19 protein-coding genes are annotated in these 18,204 nt (G+C 71.9%); 9 read left to right on the forward strand and 10 right to left on the reverse strand.

Features of this window, described 5'->3' with window-relative positions; translation table 11 throughout:
• From IE269_RS37215 to IE269_RS37225, 3 genes are all read right to left on the reverse strand, one after another.
• A complete protein-coding gene (locus IE269_RS37215) occupies window positions 1-708 on the reverse strand; it encodes an LPXTG cell wall anchor domain-containing protein (RefSeq protein WP_189827739.1) in 708 nt (235 codons plus the stop codon).
• 187 nt (window positions 709-895) lie between these two features.
• Entirely contained in the window at window positions 896-1,471 is a 576-nt protein-coding gene (locus tag IE269_RS37220; RefSeq protein ID WP_189827786.1) for an ATP-binding protein, read from the reverse strand.
• A 485-nt stretch (window positions 1,472-1,956) separates the two neighbouring features.
• Window positions 1,957-2,337, reverse strand: coding sequence for an STAS domain-containing protein (locus IE269_RS37225; protein WP_189827740.1), 381 nt, complete (start codon window positions 2,335-2,337; stop codon window positions 1,957-1,959).
• Window positions 2,338-2,702: 365 nt separating this feature from the next.
• Between IE269_RS37225 and IE269_RS37230 the strand changes: the two genes are divergently transcribed.
• Window positions 2,703-3,632, forward strand: coding sequence for an RNA polymerase sigma factor SigF (locus IE269_RS37230; RefSeq protein WP_189827741.1), 930 nt, complete (start codon window positions 2,703-2,705; stop codon window positions 3,630-3,632).
• Window positions 3,633-3,732: 100 nt separating this feature from the next.
• On the opposite strand, the gene hutI is transcribed toward IE269_RS37230, so the two are convergent.
• Genes hutI through hutU form a run of 4 tightly spaced genes read right to left on the reverse strand, consistent with a single transcriptional unit; the run spans window position 3,733 to window position 9,162 of the window.
• Entirely contained in the window at window positions 3,733-4,902 is a 1,170-nt protein-coding gene (gene hutI / locus IE269_RS37235) for an imidazolonepropionase (RefSeq protein WP_189827742.1), read from the reverse strand.
• Window positions 4,903-4,952: 50 nt separating this feature from the next.
• On the reverse strand, window positions 4,953-6,293 hold the full coding sequence (locus IE269_RS37240; protein ID WP_189827743.1) for a formimidoylglutamate deiminase: 1,341 nt from the start codon (window positions 6,291-6,293) through the stop codon (window positions 4,953-4,955).
• Window positions 6,290-7,501 carry an allantoate amidohydrolase gene (locus IE269_RS37245; RefSeq protein ID WP_229898543.1) on the reverse strand — a complete coding sequence of 404 codons (1,212 nt, stop codon included), beginning with the start codon at window positions 7,499-7,501 and terminating at the stop codon, window positions 6,290-6,292. Before IE269_RS37245 ends, IE269_RS37240 begins: the two co-directional genes overlap by 4 nt.
• Window positions 7,498-9,162 (reverse strand): urocanate hydratase, encoded by a 1,665-nt coding sequence (gene hutU / locus IE269_RS37250; protein WP_189827744.1) that lies wholly within the window; start codon window positions 9,160-9,162, stop codon window positions 7,498-7,500. Before hutU ends, IE269_RS37245 begins: the two co-directional genes overlap by 4 nt.
• Before the next feature lie 146 nt (window positions 9,163-9,308).
• On the opposite strand from hutU, the gene IE269_RS37255 reads away from it, so the two are divergent.
• The 7 genes from IE269_RS37255 (at window position 9,309) to IE269_RS37285 (ending at window position 12,722) form a co-directional block, all read left to right on the forward strand.
• Window positions 9,309-9,887, forward strand: a complete 579-nt coding sequence (locus IE269_RS37255; RefSeq protein WP_189827745.1) for a pyridoxamine 5'-phosphate oxidase family protein — start codon at window positions 9,309-9,311, stop codon at window positions 9,885-9,887.
• Window positions 9,880-10,161: a type II toxin-antitoxin system Phd/YefM family antitoxin gene (locus IE269_RS37260; protein WP_229898542.1), complete on the forward strand. Its 282-nt coding sequence runs from the start codon at window positions 9,880-9,882 to the stop codon at window positions 10,159-10,161. Before IE269_RS37255 ends, IE269_RS37260 begins: the two co-directional genes overlap by 8 nt.
• A 4-nt stretch (window positions 10,162-10,165) precedes the next feature.
• On the forward strand, window positions 10,166-10,444 hold the full coding sequence (locus tag IE269_RS37265) for a type II toxin-antitoxin system RelE family toxin (protein ID WP_189827746.1): 279 nt from the start codon (window positions 10,166-10,168) through the stop codon (window positions 10,442-10,444).
• A 190-nt stretch (window positions 10,445-10,634) separates the two neighbouring features.
• A complete protein-coding gene (locus IE269_RS37270) occupies window positions 10,635-11,051 on the forward strand; it encodes a hypothetical protein (protein ID WP_189827747.1) in 417 nt (138 codons plus the stop codon).
• Complete coding sequence (locus IE269_RS37275) at window positions 11,048-11,827, forward strand: DUF4388 domain-containing protein (RefSeq protein WP_189827748.1); 780 nt, start codon at window positions 11,048-11,050, stop codon at window positions 11,825-11,827. The genes IE269_RS37270 and IE269_RS37275 overlap by 4 nt, the downstream gene beginning before the upstream one ends.
• A gap of 62 nt (window positions 11,828-11,889) precedes the next feature.
• The gene (locus tag IE269_RS37280) at window positions 11,890-12,321 is read left to right on the forward strand and encodes a roadblock/LC7 domain-containing protein (RefSeq protein WP_189827749.1); all 432 of its coding nucleotides are present in this window, start codon (window positions 11,890-11,892) and stop codon (window positions 12,319-12,321) included.
• Window positions 12,322-12,347: 26 nt separating this feature from the next.
• Complete coding sequence (locus IE269_RS37285; RefSeq protein WP_189827750.1) at window positions 12,348-12,722, forward strand: hypothetical protein; 375 nt, start codon at window positions 12,348-12,350, stop codon at window positions 12,720-12,722.
• A 63-nt stretch (window positions 12,723-12,785) separates the two neighbouring features.
• Here the strand turns inward: IE269_RS37285 and IE269_RS37290 are convergent, their stop codons facing one another.
• Window positions 12,786-13,658, reverse strand: coding sequence for a MurR/RpiR family transcriptional regulator (locus IE269_RS37290; protein ID WP_189827751.1), 873 nt, complete (start codon window positions 13,656-13,658; stop codon window positions 12,786-12,788).
• A gap of 163 nt (window positions 13,659-13,821) precedes the next feature.
• On the opposite strand from IE269_RS37290, the gene IE269_RS37295 reads away from it, so the two are divergent.
• The gene (locus IE269_RS37295; RefSeq protein ID WP_189827752.1) at window positions 13,822-14,256 is read left to right on the forward strand and encodes a hypothetical protein; all 435 of its coding nucleotides are present in this window, start codon (window positions 13,822-13,824) and stop codon (window positions 14,254-14,256) included.
• Between the two features lie 248 nt (window positions 14,257-14,504).
• Here IE269_RS37295 and IE269_RS37300 read toward each other — a convergent pair whose 3' ends face one another.
• Together IE269_RS37300 and IE269_RS37305 are read right to left on the reverse strand one after the other, a co-directional pair.
• Entirely contained in the window at window positions 14,505-16,589 is a 2,085-nt protein-coding gene (locus tag IE269_RS37300; protein ID WP_229898541.1) for a serine/threonine-protein kinase, read from the reverse strand.
• A gap of 87 nt (window positions 16,590-16,676) precedes the next feature.
• Entirely contained in the window at window positions 16,677-18,068 is a 1,392-nt protein-coding gene (locus tag IE269_RS37305) for a cystathionine beta-synthase (RefSeq protein ID WP_189827753.1), read from the reverse strand.
• Window positions 18,069-18,204: the final 136 nt, after the last annotated feature.

The raw sequence follows: 18,204 nt of genomic DNA on the forward strand, positions 1-18,204 counted from the left end.
TCAGTGCGTGGAGCGCTGCTGGTTGCGGCGGGTGAGCCAGAGGGCGCCCGCGGCTCCGGCGAGCAGGACGGTGCCGCCGAGGGTGCCGAGCGCGACGGCGGAGTCGAGCGGGCCGGTCTTGGGCAGTTCGCCGCTGCCGGAGGGGGAGCTCTGGGAGGCGCTGTCGTCCGAACCGCCCGACCCCCCTCCGGAGCCCTTCACGTCCAGCTCCAGTGAGGGTTTGGGGCTGTTGGAGGGCGTGCAGGTGGTCGTCGTGCCGAGGGCCTTGATGGTGAGGACGCCCGCGGTGAAGGTGACCTTGCCGCTCTTCTTCGGGGTGTAAGTGCCGGACAGGTCGCTGATCTTGATGGGGGTGTTGGCCGGTATGGCGGAGGAGTTGGCGGGTCCGGCCACGGAGACCTGGCCGCCGTCGGCGCCGCCGACCTTGATGACCGCGTTCGGCTTCATCGCCCCCTTGCCCAGCTCCACCGGGCTGGAGGAGACGCCCTTCTGGAAGGACATGGTGAGGGTGTAGCCGCTGCCGCTCTTGACCGCCTTGATGTCGATCGGGGAGACCGCCCCCTTGTTCCCGATCGGCGTCTTGCACTGGTAGTTGACGTCCACGACGTCGGCCTGTGCGGCGGGGGCGGCAAGGAGCACCGCCGCAGTCGCGAGCGCGAGCACGCCCGGCCTCGCGGTCACCGTCCGAATCTGCTTCTGGTACGACACCTCGTGATCCCCTCGTACGCCGGAGCGCCGCCGGGCACCGGGCCGGGTACGGTCGGCCAAGTTACTGACGGCGCATCAGATTGGTCGCTCAAGGTACGCCGGTGACCAGTCAAGGGGAAGACAAAGAGCACGCCGTATCGACGTGCTCTCCAACAACAGGGGATTCGGCGCTCTTGCCGGGCAACTCCTAGGCGGGTGCCGCCAGTTCGGCCCAGACCGTCTTGCCGGGGACGCCGTCGGGCGCGCGGGAGACGCCCCAGTCCAGGCAGAGCCGCTGCACGATGAACATGCCGTGGCCGCCCGGGCGGCCCGCACGGTGCGGGGTGCGCGGGGCGGGCTCGCCGCCGCTGCGGTCGGTGACCTCCAGGCGCAGCCGCTTGCCGTCGCTGGCCACGCGCAGGGACTCGGGGCCCTCGGCGTGCAGGCAGGCGTTGGTGACGAGTTCGGAGACGACGAGCAGGACGTCCTCGGCGGCGGCACGCCGGTCGGCGGTGGACGCCGGGAGCCAGCCCCAGTCGTACAGCGCCTGCCGGGTGAAGTCGCGGGCGAGCGGGACGATGCCGCTGGCCCCGTTCAGCTCGAGGTAGCGGAGCCGGCCGGAGGCCTCGGCGGCGGCGAGGGTGTCGGCGGGCCTGTCGGCGCCCGACTTGTCGGCGCCCGGTTCCGTACCGGCGGAGACAACGTCGGCCGCCCGGGCGGCGGGACCGCCCGCCGCACCGGCTCCGGGCACGCCGAACGAGCCGCCCGCCGCGCCGGAGGCCATGGGGTGCTCGCCCCGCACGGGGGCGTCGGCAACCTGCGTACCGGCGTCGGCCACGGGGGCGAACGCTGCCGTCGCACCGCTCGCGACCGCGTCGACGGCCCCGGCGGCACCCTCGGCGGGGGCCGGTGCGGGGTCGCCCGGGGCGGGCGCGGACGACAGGGGTGCGGGCGGCGCGGGTGCGCCCGTCACCGAGGCTGCCACCGTCCCGGCAGGAACCTCGGTCGCGCCCTCCGCAGCCGCGGGAGCAGCGCCGGAGGCATCGGAGGCGATGCCGTCCGGCTCGGGGCCGAGGTCGCCCGGCGGATGCTGCCGGGTGGTGCTCATCAGCGCTTCACCTCACCGATTCGCCAATTCGTTGTTTGCAGGGTCCGTGCTTGCAGGGTCTGTGATTCCTCCTGCCCGAGCGAACCGTGAGAACACCCACGATTCGCCACGGGCCGCGCCACACGCTTCCCGCGGGGCGCGTGCGGAGGGTCCGGGTCCGGTCAGGTTCCCGGGGTTGTGGCGAGGGCGTCCGCAAGCGTGTCGTGCACGGTGAAGACGGCCTCCGCCCCGGTGATCTCGAAGACGCGCGCCACCACGGGCTGCATGCCCGCCAGGTGCACCTCGCCGCCCGCGGCCTCGGCCTTCAGCCGGGCCCCGAGCAGGACGTTCAGCCCCGTCGAGTCACAGAATTCGAGCAGCGAGCAGTCGATCACGAGGCGTGTCCGCCCGTCGTCGAGCGCCTGCTCCAGAGGCTCCCGAAGCAGCTCGGCCGTGTGGTGATCCAGCTCACCCGCCGGAGTCACGATCTCGTTCCGGCCCTCGGTCCGCACTTCGACCTGAAGCCGGCCCCGGTTCGCGCTGCCGACCGTCCCGCGGTCCATGCCCGTCCCTTTTCGCCGTCGTGGTTCTGCTTGGTTCTGCTTCTACGCGTCCTGCTCGCCGGTCGCGGCCTTTACACGCCGCGCCGGTGTGTTCCGTCCCTCACTCAAGCGCACCTTAAGGCCGCATCAAGGCTGTGCGGTATGCCCACGACAGCAGCAGAACACTACGCCTTCTTCACACGCACGGGTAGTCGAACAACGTCCTGAACTGGGCTTATTCGGACATAAGGCACTTGCAACCGCCCGTCGCGAGCGGGTAGGGCTAGTAGGGACACATCCGACCACCGTCCGCCCACCACCGGCTTTGGAGGCGCCGCTTCACCGCAGGAACACGTATCGGCATCGGCAGCCATATGCCGAGAACGATGGAGGAGACCATGTCACCCCGGCTCGACGAGACGCGTACCCACCTCAACCAGGACGACGCCGCGTCGACACCCCCGCCAGCCGCCCCGGCGCCCGCCCCGGCAAGCACAGAGCGGCCCGACAGCCTTTCCGACCTTCCCGAGATCCCCCCGTACGACGAGGTGGGGCCGCTGGACGCCAGGGCCCTGTCGAAGACGCTCTTCGAGCGTCTCGAATCCCTCGAAGAGGGAACCCACGAGCACGCCTACGTCCGCAACACCCTGGTCGAGCTGAACCTGGCCCTGGTCAAGTTCGCCGCCTCCCGGTTCCGCACCCGCAGCGAACCGATGGAGGACATCATCCAGGTCGGCACGATCGGTCTGATCAAGGCCATCGACCGCTTCGAGCTCAGCCGCGGCGTGGAATTCCCCACCTTCGCGATGCCGACGATCATCGGCGAGATCAAGCGCTTCTTCCGCGACACCTCCTGGTCGGTGCGGGTCCCCCGCCGCCTGCAGGAGCTGCGCCTGGACCTCGCCAAGGCGGGCGACGAGCTGGCCCAGCAGCTGGACCGCTCCCCCACCGTGGCAGAGCTGGCCGAGCGCCTGGACATCACCAAGGAAGAGGTCGTCGAGGGCATGGCCGCGAGCAACGCCTACACGGCGAGCTCGCTGGACGCCCAGCCCGAGGAGGACGACTCCGAGGGCGCGCTGGCCGACCGGATCGGCTACGAGGACCACGGTCTGGAGGGAATCGAGTACATCGAGTCCCTGAAGCCGCTGATCGCCTCCCTGCCGACCCGCGACCGCCAGATCCTCTCCCTGCGCTTCGTCGCCAACATGACGCAGTCCGAGATCGGCGACGAGCTGGGCATCTCCCAGATGCACGTCTCGCGCCTGCTCTCGCGCACGCTGGTCAAGCTGCGCAAGGGCCTGACCGTCGTCGAGTAACACCTGCTGTTCCCTTGAACGTTGGGCTGCCCCAGGCCGTATCCGGGGCAGTCCAACGTTCTTTTGTGCAGGGTGTTGCGATGAGCGCCTACCCAGGACCTCACACGGCAAGCGCACCGTTTCGCCAGACGGCAAGGACGAGCGGCACTCCGGGCCGGTACGCGAGGTGTACGTGGCTGGGGGCGTCCAGCAGCGCGAGATCGGCCCGCGCTCCGACGGTGATCCGCCCGATGTCGGTCCGGCGCAGGGCCCGCGCACCGCCCGCCGTCGCCGCCCACAGGGCCTCGTCCGGGGTCATCCCCATGTCCCGCACCGCGAGCGCGATGCAGAACGGCATGGACGACGTGAACGACGACCCCGGATTGCAGTCCGTCGACAACGCCACGGTCGCCCCCGCGTCGAGCAGCCGCCGGGCGTCGGGCCACTGGGCCCGGGTCGAGAACTCGGCCCCCGGCAGCAGGGTCGCGACGGTGTCCCCGCTCGCCAGCGCGTCCACGTCCGCGTCCGTGAGGTGCGTGCAGTGGTCGGCGCTGGCCGCCCCCAGCTCCACGCCCAGCTGCACACCGGGCCCGTACGACAGCTGATTGGCGTGGATCCGCGGGATCAGCCCCTTCGCCTTCCCGGCGGTCAGGATCGCCCGCGCCTGGTCCCCGTCAAAGGCCCCCTTCTCACAGAACACGTCGATCCACCGGGCGTACGGCGCGCACGCCTCCAGCATGTCCCCGGTGACGAGGTCGACGTACGCGGCCGGATCCTCGGCATAGTCGGGGCTCACGATGTGCGCGCCGAGGTAGGTGACCTCCGACGTCTGCTCGCTCGCGATGCGCAGGGCGCGGGCCTCGTCCTCGACGGTGAGCCCGTACCCGGACTTGGTTTCGAACGTGGTCGTGCCCTGGCGGAGGGCCTCGTGCAGGTGCTTGGCCAGATTGGCCGCCAGCTCCTCGTCGCTCGCGGCGCGGGTCGCGGCGACCGTCGTCCTGATCCCGCCCGCCTTGTACGGCTGGCCGGACATGCGGGCGTTGAACTCCTGCGTCCGGTCCCCGGCGAAGACCAGGTGCGAGTGCGAGTCCACGAAGCCGGGGATCACGGCCTGCCCCTGGGCGTCGTACGCGCTGTCGGCCTGCGGTGCCTTGCTGCTCGGCCCGACCCAGGCGATGCGCTCGCCCTCGACGAGGACGGCGGCGTCCTCGACGAGCCCGAGGGGGCCGGTGCCGAGGGCGGGGTCGTTGGTGACGAGGGAGCGGATGCTGTGGATGAGGGTGGAGGGCATGTTCCTTGTCCGGGGTCGGGGTGGGGGGTGGGAAGCTCCGTGCTCCGCCCCTACCCGTGCAGGGCTGCGATGGAGGCGGACAGGGCGTGCGCGGTGTCCGGCACGGACGCATGGGTCCCGTCGCGGACCACGTGGCGGCCGCCGACGACCGTGTGGCGGACGTCCGCGCCCGTGGCGGCGAAGACGGCGGTCTCGGCGCCCAGTATCGGGACCGGGCCCGCCGTGCGGACCGTGTCCAGGGCGATGGTGGTGAAGTCGGCGAGCGCACCGGGCTCGATGACGCCCGCGCCGGCCCAGCCGAGGGCCGCGTGGCCGTCGGCGGAGGCGGCACGCAGCAGGGCCGCCGCGGTCCAGTGGCCCCGGGTGCGGGTCCGCAGGCGCTCGTTCAGCTCCATGGCCCGCGCCTCCTCGAAGAGGTCGATCACGGCGTGGCTGTCGCTGCCGAGGGAGAGCGGGGAGCCCGCCCGCTGGAGGGCGACGGCCGGGCCGATGCCGTCGGCGAGGTCGCGTTCGGTGGTGGGGCACATGCAGGTGCCCGTGCCGGAGGTGCCGAGGAGTTTGATGTCGGCGTCGGTGAGGTGGGTGTTGTGGACGCCGGTGGTTCCGGGGCCCAGCACACCGTGGTCCGCGAGGAGTTGGGTGGGGGTGCAGCCGTGGGCCGCCTGGCAGGCGTCGTTCTCCGCCGTCTGCTCGGAGAGGTGGACGTGCAGCGGTGCGCCCCGGTCCTGCGCCCACCGGGCGACGGTCGCCAGCTCGGCGGCGGGTACGGCCCGTACGGAATGAATGGCCGCCCCGTGCCGCACGAGAGCGGAGTCGGCGAGGCCGGACACCCGCTCGGCCCACCGCTGGGCCGTCCCGTCCGAGAAGCGGAGCTGGTGGGAGTTGGGCGGTGCGCCGAAGCCGGAGGACAGGTACGCGGTGTCCAGCAGCGTCAGCCGGATGCCCGCGTCCTCGGCCGCCGCGATCAGCGCCGCCCCCATCGCGTTGGGGTCGGCGTACGGGGTGCCGCCCGGCGCGTGGTGCACGTAGTGGAACTCGCCCACCGAGGTGATCCCGGCGAGGGCCATCTCCGCGTACACGGCCCGCGCGAGCGCGTAGTACGAGTCGGGGGTGAGCCGGGACGCGACGCCGTACATGACCTCGCGCCAGGTCCAGAAGGTCCCGGAGCCGACCTGGACGGCCCCGCGCAGGGCCCGGTGGAAGGCGTGCGAGTGGGCGTTGGAGAGGCCGGGGAGGGTGAGCCCGCGCAGGGCGAGAGCCCCTGCCTCCGGGGTGTCGACCCCCTTGCGCACGGCGGTGATCCGCCCGTCGGACACGTCCACGGCCACCCCCGGCTCGACGTACGTGTCGAGCCAGGCGTGTTCCATCCAGTAAGTCGTGGTGCTCGTCATGCGCAGGCGAGACCTTCCGTGACGTCGGCGAGCGCGCGGACTCCGGCGACGCAGTCGTCCTCGGCTGCGTACTCCGCCGGGGAGTGCGAGACGCCGGTGGGGTTGCGTACGAACAGCATGGCGGTCGGCACGGACGCGGAGAGGATTCCGGCGTCGTGTCCGGCGCCCGTACCCAGTACGGGAATCCCGCCGCCGAGCAGCCGCCCGAGCTCGTCGCGCAGCGCGTGCTCGAACTCCACGACGGGCGTGAAGGACTCCCGTACGACCTTCAGGTCGATCCCGGCACGGTTCGCCGCCTCGTGGGCGGCGGCCTCGATGCCCTCGATGACCTTGTCCAGGGTGTCCTGGTCGGCGGCGCGCGAGTCGAGCCAGCCCCGTACCAGCGACGGGATGGCGTTGACGCCGTTCGGCTCGACGGAGATCTTGCCGAAGGTGGCGAGCGCGCCGGTGAGCTGCGCCTGCTCGCGGGCGGCGAGGACGGTCTCGGCGTACGTGAGCATGGGGTCGCGCCGGTCGACCAGGCGGGTCGTGCCGGCGTGGTTGGCCTCGCCGTGGAAGTCGTACCGCCAGCGGCCGTGCGGCCAGATCGCGGAGGCGATGCCGACGGCGTCGCCGGACAGGTCCAGCGCGCGCCCCTGCTCGACGTGGAGTTCGACGAACGCGCCGATGCGGGCGAGGCGTTCGGGGTCGGGGCCGATGGCGGAGGGGTCGTACCCGGCCGCCTCCATGGCCTGCGGCAGTGAGATCCCGTCGCCGTCGCGGAGCTCGTACGCCTTCTCGGGCGTGAGCTGTCCGGCCGCGAGCCGGGACCCGACACACGCGAGCCCGAAGCGGGCCCCCTCCTCGTCACCGAAGTTGGTGATGGCGACCGGCTTGGTGAACTCCGCTCCCCTGCGGCGGAGTTCGTCGAGCGCGGCGAAGGAGGAGACGACACCGAGGGGGCCGTCGAAGGCACCGCCGTCGGGCACGGAGTCCAGGTGCGAGCCGATGACGACGGCGTCGCCCGCTTCCGCGTCCCCGTGCCAGGCCCACTGGTTGCCGTTGCGGTCGAGCTCGTACGTCAGTCCGCGCGACTCGGCCTGCGCCTGGAACCAGGCCCGGCAGTCGGCGTCGGCGGCGGTCCAGGCGTAACGCCGGTATCCGCCGGAGGCGGAGCTGCGGCCGATCGGCAGCAGCTCCGCCCACAGCTCGTGGAACGAGGAGGTCACGCGTCCCCGCCCTCGCGCATCGGCACGCGGACGCCCTGGGCGTGGGCGGTCCGCTCGGCGATGTCGTACCCGGCGTCGACGTGCCGGATGACACCCATGCCGGGGTCGTTGGTCAGCACGCGGCGGATCTTCTCGCCCGCGAGCTTGGTGCCGTCGGCCACCGACACCTGACCGGCGTGGATGGACCGGCCCATGCCGACGCCGCCACCGTGGTGGATGGACACCCAGGAGGCACCCGAGGCGACATTCACCATGGCGTTGAGCAGCGGCCAGTCCGCGATGGCGTCGGAGCCGTCGAGCATGCCCTCGGTCTCGCGGTACGGGGAGGCGACGGAGCCGGTGTCGAGGTGGTCGCGCCCGATGGCGAGCGGGGCGGCGAGGGTGCCGTCGGCGACCATGTTGTTGAAGAGCTCACCGGCCTTGTCGCGCTCGCCCTGGCCGAGCCAGCAGATGCGGGCGGGCAGGCCCTGGAAGTGGACGCGCTCACCGGCCATCTTGATCCAGCGGTGCAGGGACTCGTTCTCGGGGAAGAGCTTGAGCAGCTCGCGGTCCGTCTTGTGGATGTCGGACGCCTCGCCGGAGAGGGCGGCCCAGCGGAACGGGCCCTTGCCCTCGCAGAAGAGCGGGCGGATGTACGCGGGGACGAAGCCGGGGAAGTCGAACGCCCGGGAGTAGCCCGCGAGTTGGGCCTCGCCGCGGATCGAGTTGCCGTAGTCGAAGACCTCCGCGCCGGCGTCCATGAAGCCGACCATCGCCTCGACGTGCTGGGCCATGGACTCGCGGGCGCGGGTGGTGAAGCCCGCCGGGTCCTTGGCGGCGGCGTCCGCCATGTCGTCGAAGTCGATGCCGATGGGGAGGTAGGCGAGCGGGTCGTGCGCGGAGGTCTGGTCGGTGACGATGTCGATGGGCGCACCCTCGGCGAGCATGCGCGGCAGCAGCTCCGCGGCGTTGCCGAGCAGACCGATCGACAGCGGACGGCGGGCGTCGCGCGCCTCGACGGCGAGCTGGAGGGCGTGCTCCAGCGAGTCGGCCTTCACGTCCAGGTACTTGTGCTCGATGCGGCGCTCGATGGCGCGCGGGTCGACGTCGATACAGATGGCGACGCCGTCGTTCATCGTCACGGCGAGCGGCTGGGCGCCGCCCATGCCGCCGAGGCCGGCGGTGAGGGTGATGGTCCCGGCGAGGGTGCCGTTGAACCGCTTCGCGGCGACGGCGGCGAAGGTCTCGTACGTCCCCTGAAGGATCCCCTGCGTACCGATGTAGATCCACGACCCGGCGGTCATCTGCCCGTACATGGTGAGCCCGAGGGCCTCCAGGCGCCGGAACTCCTCCCAGTTCGCCCAGTCCCCCACCAGGTTGGAGTTGGCGATCAGAACGCGCGGGGCCCACTCGTGCGTCTGCATGACACCGACCGGACGCCCGGACTGGACGAGCATCGTCTCGTCCTGCTTGAGCGTCTTGAGCGTGCGGACCATGGCGTCGAACGACCGCCAGTCACGGGCGGCCTTCCCCGTCCCGCCGTAGACGACCAGCTTGTCGGGGTGCTCGGCGACCTCGGGGTCGAGGTTGTTCTGGAGCATGCGCAGGGCGGCCTCCTGCTGCCATCCCAGGGCGCTGAGCTCCGTACCGCGGGGGGCTCGTACGGGTCGGGGTCCTGACATGGGTGCCTCCTGGTCGCGACGCATGACGACGCATGGCGACGCACGAGGTCGCCATGATGTTGTTATTCACATCCTGATCTCTTGAATAGAACTAGTCAACACCTCCGTTCCGATGAGTTCCGGGCCGCCGCGGGGTCTTCTCTCCCATGACGGACACGAAGCACACCCCTGCCCGAGAGCCCGTACGCACCGAGCTGTGCACCGACTTCAGCGAGGCGGAGGCGGTGGCGGCGCCCTGGTCGCGGGCCGTGGAGATCCTCCGGTCGGCGGAACTCTTCTGGATCTCGACGGTACGGAGCGACGGCCGCCCGCACGTGACACCGCTCCCCGCCGTGTGGCGGGACGACCGCCTGCACTTCTGCACGGGCCCGGGAGAACAGAAGGCGGTGAACCTCGGCCGCAACCCGCACCTGGTCCTCACCACCGGCTCCAACCGCTGGAACGAGGGCTTCGACCTGGTGGTGGAGGGCGAGGCCCGCCGCATCACGGACGACGACCGGCTGAAGGTCCTGGCGGGGGCGTGGCTGGAGAAGTACGGCAGCGAGTGGGACTTCGAGGTCGCGGACGGCCACTTCGGCCACGGCCCGGGCAAGGCGGTGGTCTTCGAGGTGGCCCCGGTGAAGGTGCTGGGCTTCGGCAAGGGGTCGCCTTTCAGCCAGACGCGGTGGACGTTCGGCGTACCAGATGTACATCCCGCACACTCGGTACACTTGGTGCATGAGTGAACCCGTAGTCGAGTCCATGGCCGAAGTCCGCAAACACCTCGCCGACGCCATAGACCGCGCTCGCCGCGAAGACACCCCCACGGTCATCACGCGGCGCGGCAAGGAGGAGGCCGTACTGGTAGACATCGACGAGTACCGGCGGCTGCGACGCATCGAGGAGCAGGCCGAGGAGGACTGGCTGAATCAGCTCGCCGATGCGGCCGAGGCGGAGGGTACGGAGGGGTCCGTCTCCCTGGAGGAGATGGCCGCGGAGATCCGGGCGCGGCGGGACTGAGGCCATGGGACACGTCACGCGGTTCACCCCGCACGCCCAGCGCGACCTGCTCAAAATCCCCCAGCCCGACGCCCTGCGCGTCCTGCGCCGGCTCGCCGAACTCCAGAAGGCCATGGATCAGGGGGACACTTCGGCGTTCGACATCAAGGCTCTTCAGGGCCACTCCGCGCGGTGGCGGCTGCGCATCGGCGACTACCGGGCCGTCTACACGGTCGAGGACGGCAAGCTCATCCTCTGGGTGCTGACTGTCGCCAACCGCCGCGACGTCTACCGGCAGATGTAGGGGCCCCTCCGGGGAACAAACCCCTCCGCAGCACTACGGACGGTGACACACCGGAGCCTCCGCGCACAGGCTAGTCCGGAATCGCCCGCTCCGATGGAATATGCCAGAACTCCCTTCCAAAGAGCCCCAGTTGGCTAATCTCAGCCACACCACGCAAGCCCGGAGGGGACCCGGGGGAGGGGAGTTCTGCGTGTCCGGAATCGACGCATGCCTGGTCGAAGCGATGGAGTTGCCCGGTGCACGCGGCGCCGCCGTCGTCGACTGGACCAGCGGCCTCGCCCTCGGCACCGCGGGGGAGGCCGCCGGCGGCGACAGCGAGACCGCCGCCGCCGAATCCGCCGAGCTGGCGCGGATGGCCGCCGAGCACGGCACCTTCGCCCCCGGCCCCGGCCGGCACCGGCGCAACGCGCAGGGGCAGGACGACAAGGGCCTGCCCGTCGAGGACGTCATCATCACCACCCGCACCGACTACCACCTCCTGCGCTACGTCGAGACCTCCTTCGACAGCAGCGTCTTCCTCCACCTGTGGCTCGACCGCGACCAGGGCAACCTCGCCCTCGCCCGGCTGCGCCTCGCCGAGCTCGCCGAACGGCTGGTGCTGGGATGACCACCGCCACTCTGGTTCCGCCCCCTCCCCCGCTCTCCCCGATGCTGGCCCGCCTCGCCGACGAGCGCGCCACCGGCGCCCTGCTGCGCGACCACGGCACCCTCTACCTGGACGACGGCCAGGTGGTGCACGCCGAGAGCCCGGCCGCACCCGGCCTGGAAGTGCTGCTCGACGGGCGGCTGCCGCAGGAGGGCTGGCAGGAGGCGTTCGACCTGGCCGGGCCCGACGGAAGGGTCGGCCGGTACCTGGTGGACAGCGGACGCCTCGCCGACGGGGAGCTCGAACTCGCCCATCTGGGCGTCCTGTTCGACGCCGCGTACTTCGTGCTCGGCCCCGGCGGCGGACCGACCCGCTTCCGGCACGGCGTCGCGCACTGGATGGGTCCGGTGCGCCCGGTGCCGACCCGGGTGCTGGCCCGCGAGTGCCTGCGCCGCAGGGAACTGCTGGACGCCCTGTGGCCGTACCCCGAGACCGACGACTCCCCCGTCGTACGCGCCGACACCGACTTCCCCTACCCCGTCACCCGCCGCCAGCAGGACGTGCTCGACCTCGCCGACGGGGTGCGCACCCCCGCCGACATCGCCCGCCTGCTGGGCCGGGCGGCCTTCCACACCCTGGTCGACGTGCGCCGCCTCGCGGCGGTGGGCGCCGTCGCCACGCCGCAGGAGACGCCCGTGCCCGCGCCCGTCGCACTGCCGCAGTGGATGCCGCAGGTGACCGAGGACCCGGACGTCGCCCTGCTGCGCAGACTCCGCAACGCCCTGGAGGCACTGTGAAACGCGCCCTGCGCACCCGCGCGATACGGGCCGACAAGCGGGCGGAGCGGAGGTCCCCTCCCATGACACTGCCGAAGCCCCCGGACCCCGAAGTCCTCGCGGAACTCGGCAGGTTGCGGGCCCGGCTGCCCCAGCTGACCGGCGCGGTCGCCGCCAGCGTGGACGGCCTGGTGCTCGCCGAGGACGCCCCCGGCATCGAACCGGAGGGCGTCGCCGCCCTCACCGCCGCCGCCCTCGGGGTGTCCCTGCGGCTCACCGACGCCACCGGGCAGGGCGGCTTCCGGGAACTACTGGTGCGCGGCGAGGACGGCTATGTCGCCACGTACGCGGCCGGCGCCTCCGCCGTGCTGACCCTGCTGGCCGAGCCCCGGATCAACGTGGGCCGGCTGCACCTCGAAGCCCGCCGGGCGGGAGCCCGTATCGGCGAGCTGATGGACCGTACGAACGCACCACCACAGGAACAGACCACGAACCCGAACCCGACACCCAACTGACCCACACCGAAGGAAGTGCGACCGCCATGGCCAACACCGAAGCCGCCCTCAAGGAAGCAATGACCAGCATCGAGGGCACCGTCGGCGTCGCCCTCGTCGACTACACCAGCGGCATGGCCCTGGGCACCGCGGGCGGCAGCAAGGAGCTCGACCTCACGGTCGCCGCCGCCGGGAACACCGACGTGGTCCGGGCCAAGGTCCGCACCATGGAGCTGCTCGGGCTCAACGAGGACATCGAGGACATACTCATCACCCTCGACAGCCAGTACCACCTGATCCGCCTGCTGAAGGGCCGCGGCAACAACGGGCTCTTCCTCTACCTGGCACTCGACAAGGGCCGCGCGAACCTCGCGATGGCCCGGCACCAGCTCAAGAAGATCGAGAACGAGCTGGAGGTCTGAGCGCCCTCCGGGGCGGGGGCGCACTCCCCGGCACAGCGCCCCCGCCCACCCCCACCCCCGGGGTCATTCCACGAACAGCCCCCGCGCCGTCGCCCGCACGTCGAACTCCTCCAGCCGCGCCTGCGCCTCCGGGATCCCGTCGCACATCGCCTCCAGCAGCACCCGCCCCAGCAGCATCGGCGCGCACGCCGTGTCGAAGGCGAGGCCCGTCCCGACGGCCGCCGGGATCAGCAGGTCGCTGTGGCGCGCGACCGGCGCGAACGCGGAGTCCGCGACGGTCACCACCGTCATCCCCTGCTCCCGCGCGTACGCCAGCGCCTCCACGACCTCCTTGGGGTGCCGGGGCAGCGCGAAGCACAGCAGCACGTCCGCCCCCGCCCGCCGGGCCGCGTCGATCCGGTCGGCGAGCATAGAGCCGCCCTCGTCGAGCAGCCGCACATCGGGGTGCACCTTCGCCGCGAAGTACGCGAAGCCGCGCGCCTGCGAGGACGCCGCCCGCAGCCCGAGCACCGGCAACACCCTGGAGGACGCCAGGAGTTGACCGGCCCGTTCGACGGGCGTTGGGTCGGCGAGGATCTCGGCCAGGTGCCGCAGGTTCTCGATCTCGCCGAGCACGGCCTGCTGGTACTCGTTGTACGAGACCTCCTGCGCCGGCCCCGCCCCCGGGCCCTCCGCCGGGGCCACCTCCCGCAGGTGCTTGCGCAGCGCCGGGTACCCGTCGAAGCCGAGCGCGACCGCGAACCGGGTCACCGACGGCTGGCTGACCCCGGCCAGCTCCGCCAGCTCCACGCTCGACAGGAACGGCACCTCCCCGGCCCGCCGCACCATGCTGTGCGCGATCCGCCGCTGGGTCGGGGTGAGCCGCCGCCCCTCGAACAGCTGCTGCAACCGCGCGGTGGCCGACCCGGCACCCGCCTCGCTGCTGGTTCCACCCATGTCCGACCCCGTCTCCGTGTTGTCCAGCCCGGCCGCGCCGTCTATTCAGTCCCGCAGCACCCTGCATGACCATATACAGGACGGCGGCCGGGGGGTGCTCCCCCAAGCAGAATCGGGGGTTACCCCCACTGACCCGGCGGCCCCAAATCCGTAGCGTCGAAGCATGGACGCAACAGGCCGCGCTCGCGACCCCGAGCTGAAGAAGGACCTCGACGCCACCGTGCACGCCCGGAGGGAACTCGGGGCGGACTACGAGGCGGCCCTGGTCGAATCGTTCCTGGAGAAGGTCGAGCAGCGCCTCGACTCCACGGTCGACCGGCGGGTGCGCCGGCAACTGGCCGAGCAGCAGATGGTCGTCGCCCGGGGCTCGCACCCCGCCCGGCCGTCCTCGGGCGACGGCGGTTTCGGCGAGCGCTTCGGCCTGGCCATCGTCACGCTGGTGCTGGCCGTCCCGCTCTCCGCCATCGCCGTCGTGAACGCCGGACTGCTCGGCCTGCTCGTGTGCTGGCTGGGCATCTTCGGGGTGAACGCGGTGCACTCGTCGTGGCGCGGCCCCTGGAGTGAGGGGCGCAAGCGGGACCGGGACTGGGAGGACTGAGCCCGCCCGGAACGTACGGACGCGGGGACCGCCGCACCCCCGGCTGACCCGGGGGGCGGGACGACGACGGTCCCCGCGCGGGACACGGTCCGGGTCAGGGCCGGTGCTCCGTGTCCAAGACGTCCGCGGAGGTCCGGGAGCCGCTCCGGTTGTCCGTGACGCCGACGAACACCACTGTGCCGGGCCCGTGTTAAGCGGGTGCTGCCGCAACGTGTCGCGTGCGTACCGTTTGCGCGAAGCCGCCGTTGCTACGGGCTCTTCCTGTACGTACGAGGAGCGCTTCCGTTCGTGTACGACCTGGTCAGCACCGTGCCGGAGGCCTTCAGGGTGGAGGCGGAGCCCATCTCGCAGCCCGCGCTGGACGCCCCCTTGTCCACCACGGCGGGCCCGATGCGGGCCGAGCCGCCGGACGCGGTGAAGAGGTTGGCGTACGACACGCACTTCTTGCCGCCGCCGGAGTCGGACACGAGGCTCACCGCCCGTGCACCCGGGGCCGCCTGACGGACCGTCACCCGTTGACTGCCGCCCTTCTCCAGCTTGCGCACCCAGGTGCCGAGGAGATCGGCGGGGACCCGCTCGCTGCCGGACGGGACGCGGCGGAGCACGGCGGTGCGGTCGAGGCCCTTCCACACCAGGGTGCCGTCCGCGCCCTTGCGCAGGCTCTGCGCCTTGATGATGTTGCACAGGGAGCGCGGGGCGCCGGACACGAAGCTGCCCATGATCGCGACGGTTCCCTGGTGCACGGAGGTCAGCGAGCCGCTGCTGGTGCACTCGTACGCCGAATCGACGCTGGTGCTGCGCATCACGGCGTCCCCGGTGCCGCCCGCGGTGATCGTGAACCGCCGCTCCTGGCCGATCGGTCTGCCGCCCTTGATCACGCTCCCGATCCAGGTGCCCAGGAACTCCTGGGGCACCCGGGCGGCGGTCGCGTCCGGCGTCTGCTGGTTCTTGTCCTTCGCCTTCTTCCCGCCCGCCGACGGGGAGGGCGGGTCGGCGCTCTCCCCCGGCGGGGCCGCGTCGGTGCCGGGCGGCGCGGTGGGCACGGTCCGCCCGCCCTGCGCCCCGACGGGCTCCTCCCCCTTCAGCAGCGGTACGGCGACGGCCACCCCGACGGCCAGCACACCGGCCACCGCCGCCCCGACGACGAGCCCGCGCCGGGTGCCGCGGCCGCTCCGGGCGGGGGTGCCGGTGGTGACGGGGGCGGCGGGACTGTGCGGGACGACGGCGGGACCGTACGGGACGGCAGCGGGGCTGTGCGGGACGGCAGCGGGACCGAACTCGCCGCTGCGGGGCGCCGCTTGAGGGGCGGGCGGGCCCAGCCGCATCGTGCCCGGCGCCGCACCTCCCGGCGTCTCCCCTCCCGTCGGCTCGACGTCCAGCAGACGGGCCGCACGCTGCCCGAGGTCGGCGATGAGGGCGGGCGGCAGCCACGGCGAGACACCCGGCCCCGCGGTGGCCATCCGTACCAGCTCGGCCGGCTCCGGACGGTCCCCCGGCTCCTTCGCGCAGCAGGCCCGCACCAGCGCGGCCACCGCATCCGGCACCCCCGCCAGGTCCGGCTGCTCGGCGGTGATGCGGAACATCACCGCGTGCAGCCCGCCCGAACCGCTGCCGTCGCCGAACGGGAGCCGTCCCGTGGCCGCGTACGCCAGCACCGTGCCCAGCGCGAACACATCGCTCGCGGGCCCGAGTTCCTCGTCCCGTATCTGCTCGGGCGACATGCAGCCGGGCGAGCCGACGACGACCCCGGTGCTGGTCAGGCCGGTGGCGGCGAGCGTCGCCCCGGCCACGCCCTTGGCGATGCCGAAGTCGATGACCTTGGGGCCGCCGATGGTGATGAGTACGTTGCCGGGCTTGAGGTCGCGGTGGACGAGCCCGGCGGCATGGATGTCGGTCAGGGCGTGCGCGAGACCGGCGGCGAGGGTGCGTACCGAATGCTCGGGCAGCGGCCCGTACGCGCCGACGACCTCGGGGAGCGAGGGCCCGGGAACGTACCCCGTGACCACCCACGGCACGTCGGCATCGCAGTCCGCGTCCAGCACGGGCGCGGTCCACTCCCCGCCGACCCGGCGGGCGGAGTCCACCTCCTGCCGGAACCGGCCCCGGAAGTCGGGCCGCCCGGCCAGCTCGGCCCGGATCAGCTTCACGGCGACGGTGCGCCCGGTGACGGACCGGCCCAGGTACACGCGGCCCATGCCGCCCTCGCCGAGCCGCCCCAGCAGGCGGTACGTGCCGATGGCGAGCGGATCGCCGTCCCCCAGGCTCTCCACGACGCGACCGACCCCTTCCCCGACGTCCCCGACGACCCCGAACGTGTATCCCGCACGCAACAAGGCCCGCATCGTACCGTGAGGCTCAGGCCAAGACCTGGGCCGCACCGGTCGATCCGGGCCCGTGCGCGACTGCGTGGAACGGGGGCGTCAGCTCTTCGCGAGGAAGGCCAGCAGGTCCTGCCTGCTCACCACGCCGGTCGGCTTGCCCTCGACCAGGACGATCGCCGCGTCCGCACCGCCCTTGCCGCCGAGGACGCTCATGAGGTCCTCGACCGGCTCGCCGGAGCCGACCTGCGGCAGCGGCTGGGACATGTGCTTCTCCAACGGGTCGCCCAGCGAGGCGCGTTGGGCGAAGAGCGCGTCCAGCAGCTCCCGCTCCACAACGGAGCCGATGACCTCGGCGGCCATCACGTCCGGGTGGCCCGCGCCCGGCTTCACGATCGGCATCTGCGAGACGCCGTACTCGCGCAGCACCTCGATGGCCTCGCCGACGGTCTCCTCCGGGTGCATGTGCACCAGGTGGGGGATGGCCCCGCCCTCCTTGTACTGGAGCACGTCGCCGACCCGCGCGGACGGACCGGAGTCCTCCAGGAAGCCGTAGTCCGCCATCCACTCGTCGTTGAAGATCTTGCTCATGTAGCCGCGCCCGCTGTCCGGCAGCAGCACGACCACGACGTCGTCCGGGCCGAGCCGCTCCGCGACCCGCAGCGCGCCCACGACCGCCATGCCACAGGAGCCGCCGACCAGCAGCCCCTCCTCCTTGGCGAGGCGGCGCGTCATCTGGAAGGAGTCCTTGTCGGACACCGCGACGATCTCGTCCGTCACGCTCTTGTCGTACGCGGTCGGCCAGAAGTCCTCACCGACGCCCTCGACGAGGTACGGCCGCCCGGAGCCGCCCGAGTACACCGAGCCCTCGGGGTCCGCGCCGACGACGGTGACCTTGCCGCCGCTGATCTCCTTCAGGTAGCGGCCGGTGCCGGAGATCGTGCCGCCCGTGCCGACGCCCGCGACGAAATGGGTAATCTTCCCGTCCGTCTGCTCCCACAGCTCGGGACCGGTGGTCTCGTAGTGCGAACGGGGGTTGTTCGGGTTGCTGTACTGGTCCGGCTTCCATGCGCCCGGCGTCTCGCGGACCAGACGGTCGGAGACGTTGTAGTACGAGTCCGGGTGCTCGGGGTCGACCGCGGTCGGGCAGACCACGACCTCGGCGCCGTACGCGCGCAGGACGTTGATCTTGTCCATCGACACCTTGTCCGGGCAGACGAAGATGCACTTGTAGCCCTTCTGCTGGGCCACGATCGCCAGGCCGACACCGGTGTTGCCGGAGGTCGGCTCGACGATGGTGCCGCCGGGCTTCAGCGCACCGCTCTGCTCGGCGGCCTCGATCATGCGGACGGCGATCCGGTCCTTCACGGACCCGCCCGGGTTGAAGTACTCGACCTTCGCGAGGACGGTCGCCTGAATGCCTGCGGTCACTCTGTTCAGCTTCACCAGCGGGGTGTTGCCGACGAGGCTGATCATCGAGTCGTGAAATTGCACGTCTTCTCCGGGGTTTCCGTGATGGTGCCGCCCACAGTAGGCCCGTCCCGTACGACTGCTCCACTCCCCGTATTCACCGATGGCGGAGATTACGCAGCACCCGTTACCGGGCAGTTAGGAGATGTACGGACTGCTT

This window comes from Streptomyces spiroverticillatus (genome assembly GCA_014650415.1).
GTDB lineage: Bacteria > Actinomycetota > Actinomycetes > Streptomycetales > Streptomycetaceae > Streptomyces > Streptomyces spiroverticillatus.

Bases quoted from the DNA above. Each gene is read 5' to 3' on its own strand.
- IE269_RS37220 (WP_189827786.1), bottom strand. From the start codon at position 1,471: ATGGCCTCCGGCGCGGCGGGCGGCTCGTTCGGCGTGCCCGGAGCCGGT.
- IE269_RS37225 (WP_189827740.1), bottom strand. From the start codon at position 2,337: ATGGACCGCGGGACGGTCGGCAGCGCGAACCGGGGCCGGCTTCAGGTC.
- IE269_RS37230 (WP_189827741.1), top strand. From the start codon at position 2,703: ATGGAGGAGACCATGTCACCCCGGCTCGACGAGACGCGTACCCACCTC.
- hutI (WP_189827742.1), bottom strand. From the start codon at position 4,902: ATGCCCTCCACCCTCATCCACAGCATCCGCTCCCTCGTCACCAACGAC.
- IE269_RS37240 (WP_189827743.1), bottom strand. From the start codon at position 6,293: ATGACGAGCACCACGACTTACTGGATGGAACACGCCTGGCTCGACACG.
- hutU (WP_189827744.1), bottom strand. From the start codon at position 9,162: ATGTCAGGACCCCGACCCGTACGAGCCCCCCGCGGTACGGAGCTCAGC.
- IE269_RS37255 (WP_189827745.1), top strand. From the start codon at position 9,309: ATGACGGACACGAAGCACACCCCTGCCCGAGAGCCCGTACGCACCGAG.
- IE269_RS37260 (WP_229898542.1), top strand. From the start codon at position 9,880: ATGAGTGAACCCGTAGTCGAGTCCATGGCCGAAGTCCGCAAACACCTC.
- IE269_RS37265 (WP_189827746.1), top strand. From the start codon at position 10,166: ATGGGACACGTCACGCGGTTCACCCCGCACGCCCAGCGCGACCTGCTC.
- IE269_RS37275 (WP_189827748.1), top strand. From the start codon at position 11,048: ATGACCACCGCCACTCTGGTTCCGCCCCCTCCCCCGCTCTCCCCGATG.
- IE269_RS37280 (WP_189827749.1), top strand. From the start codon at position 11,890: ATGACACTGCCGAAGCCCCCGGACCCCGAAGTCCTCGCGGAACTCGGC.
- IE269_RS37285 (WP_189827750.1), top strand. From the start codon at position 12,348: ATGGCCAACACCGAAGCCGCCCTCAAGGAAGCAATGACCAGCATCGAG.
- IE269_RS37290 (WP_189827751.1), bottom strand. From the start codon at position 13,658: ATGGGTGGAACCAGCAGCGAGGCGGGTGCCGGGTCGGCCACCGCGCGG.
- IE269_RS37295 (WP_189827752.1), top strand. From the start codon at position 13,822: ATGGACGCAACAGGCCGCGCTCGCGACCCCGAGCTGAAGAAGGACCTC.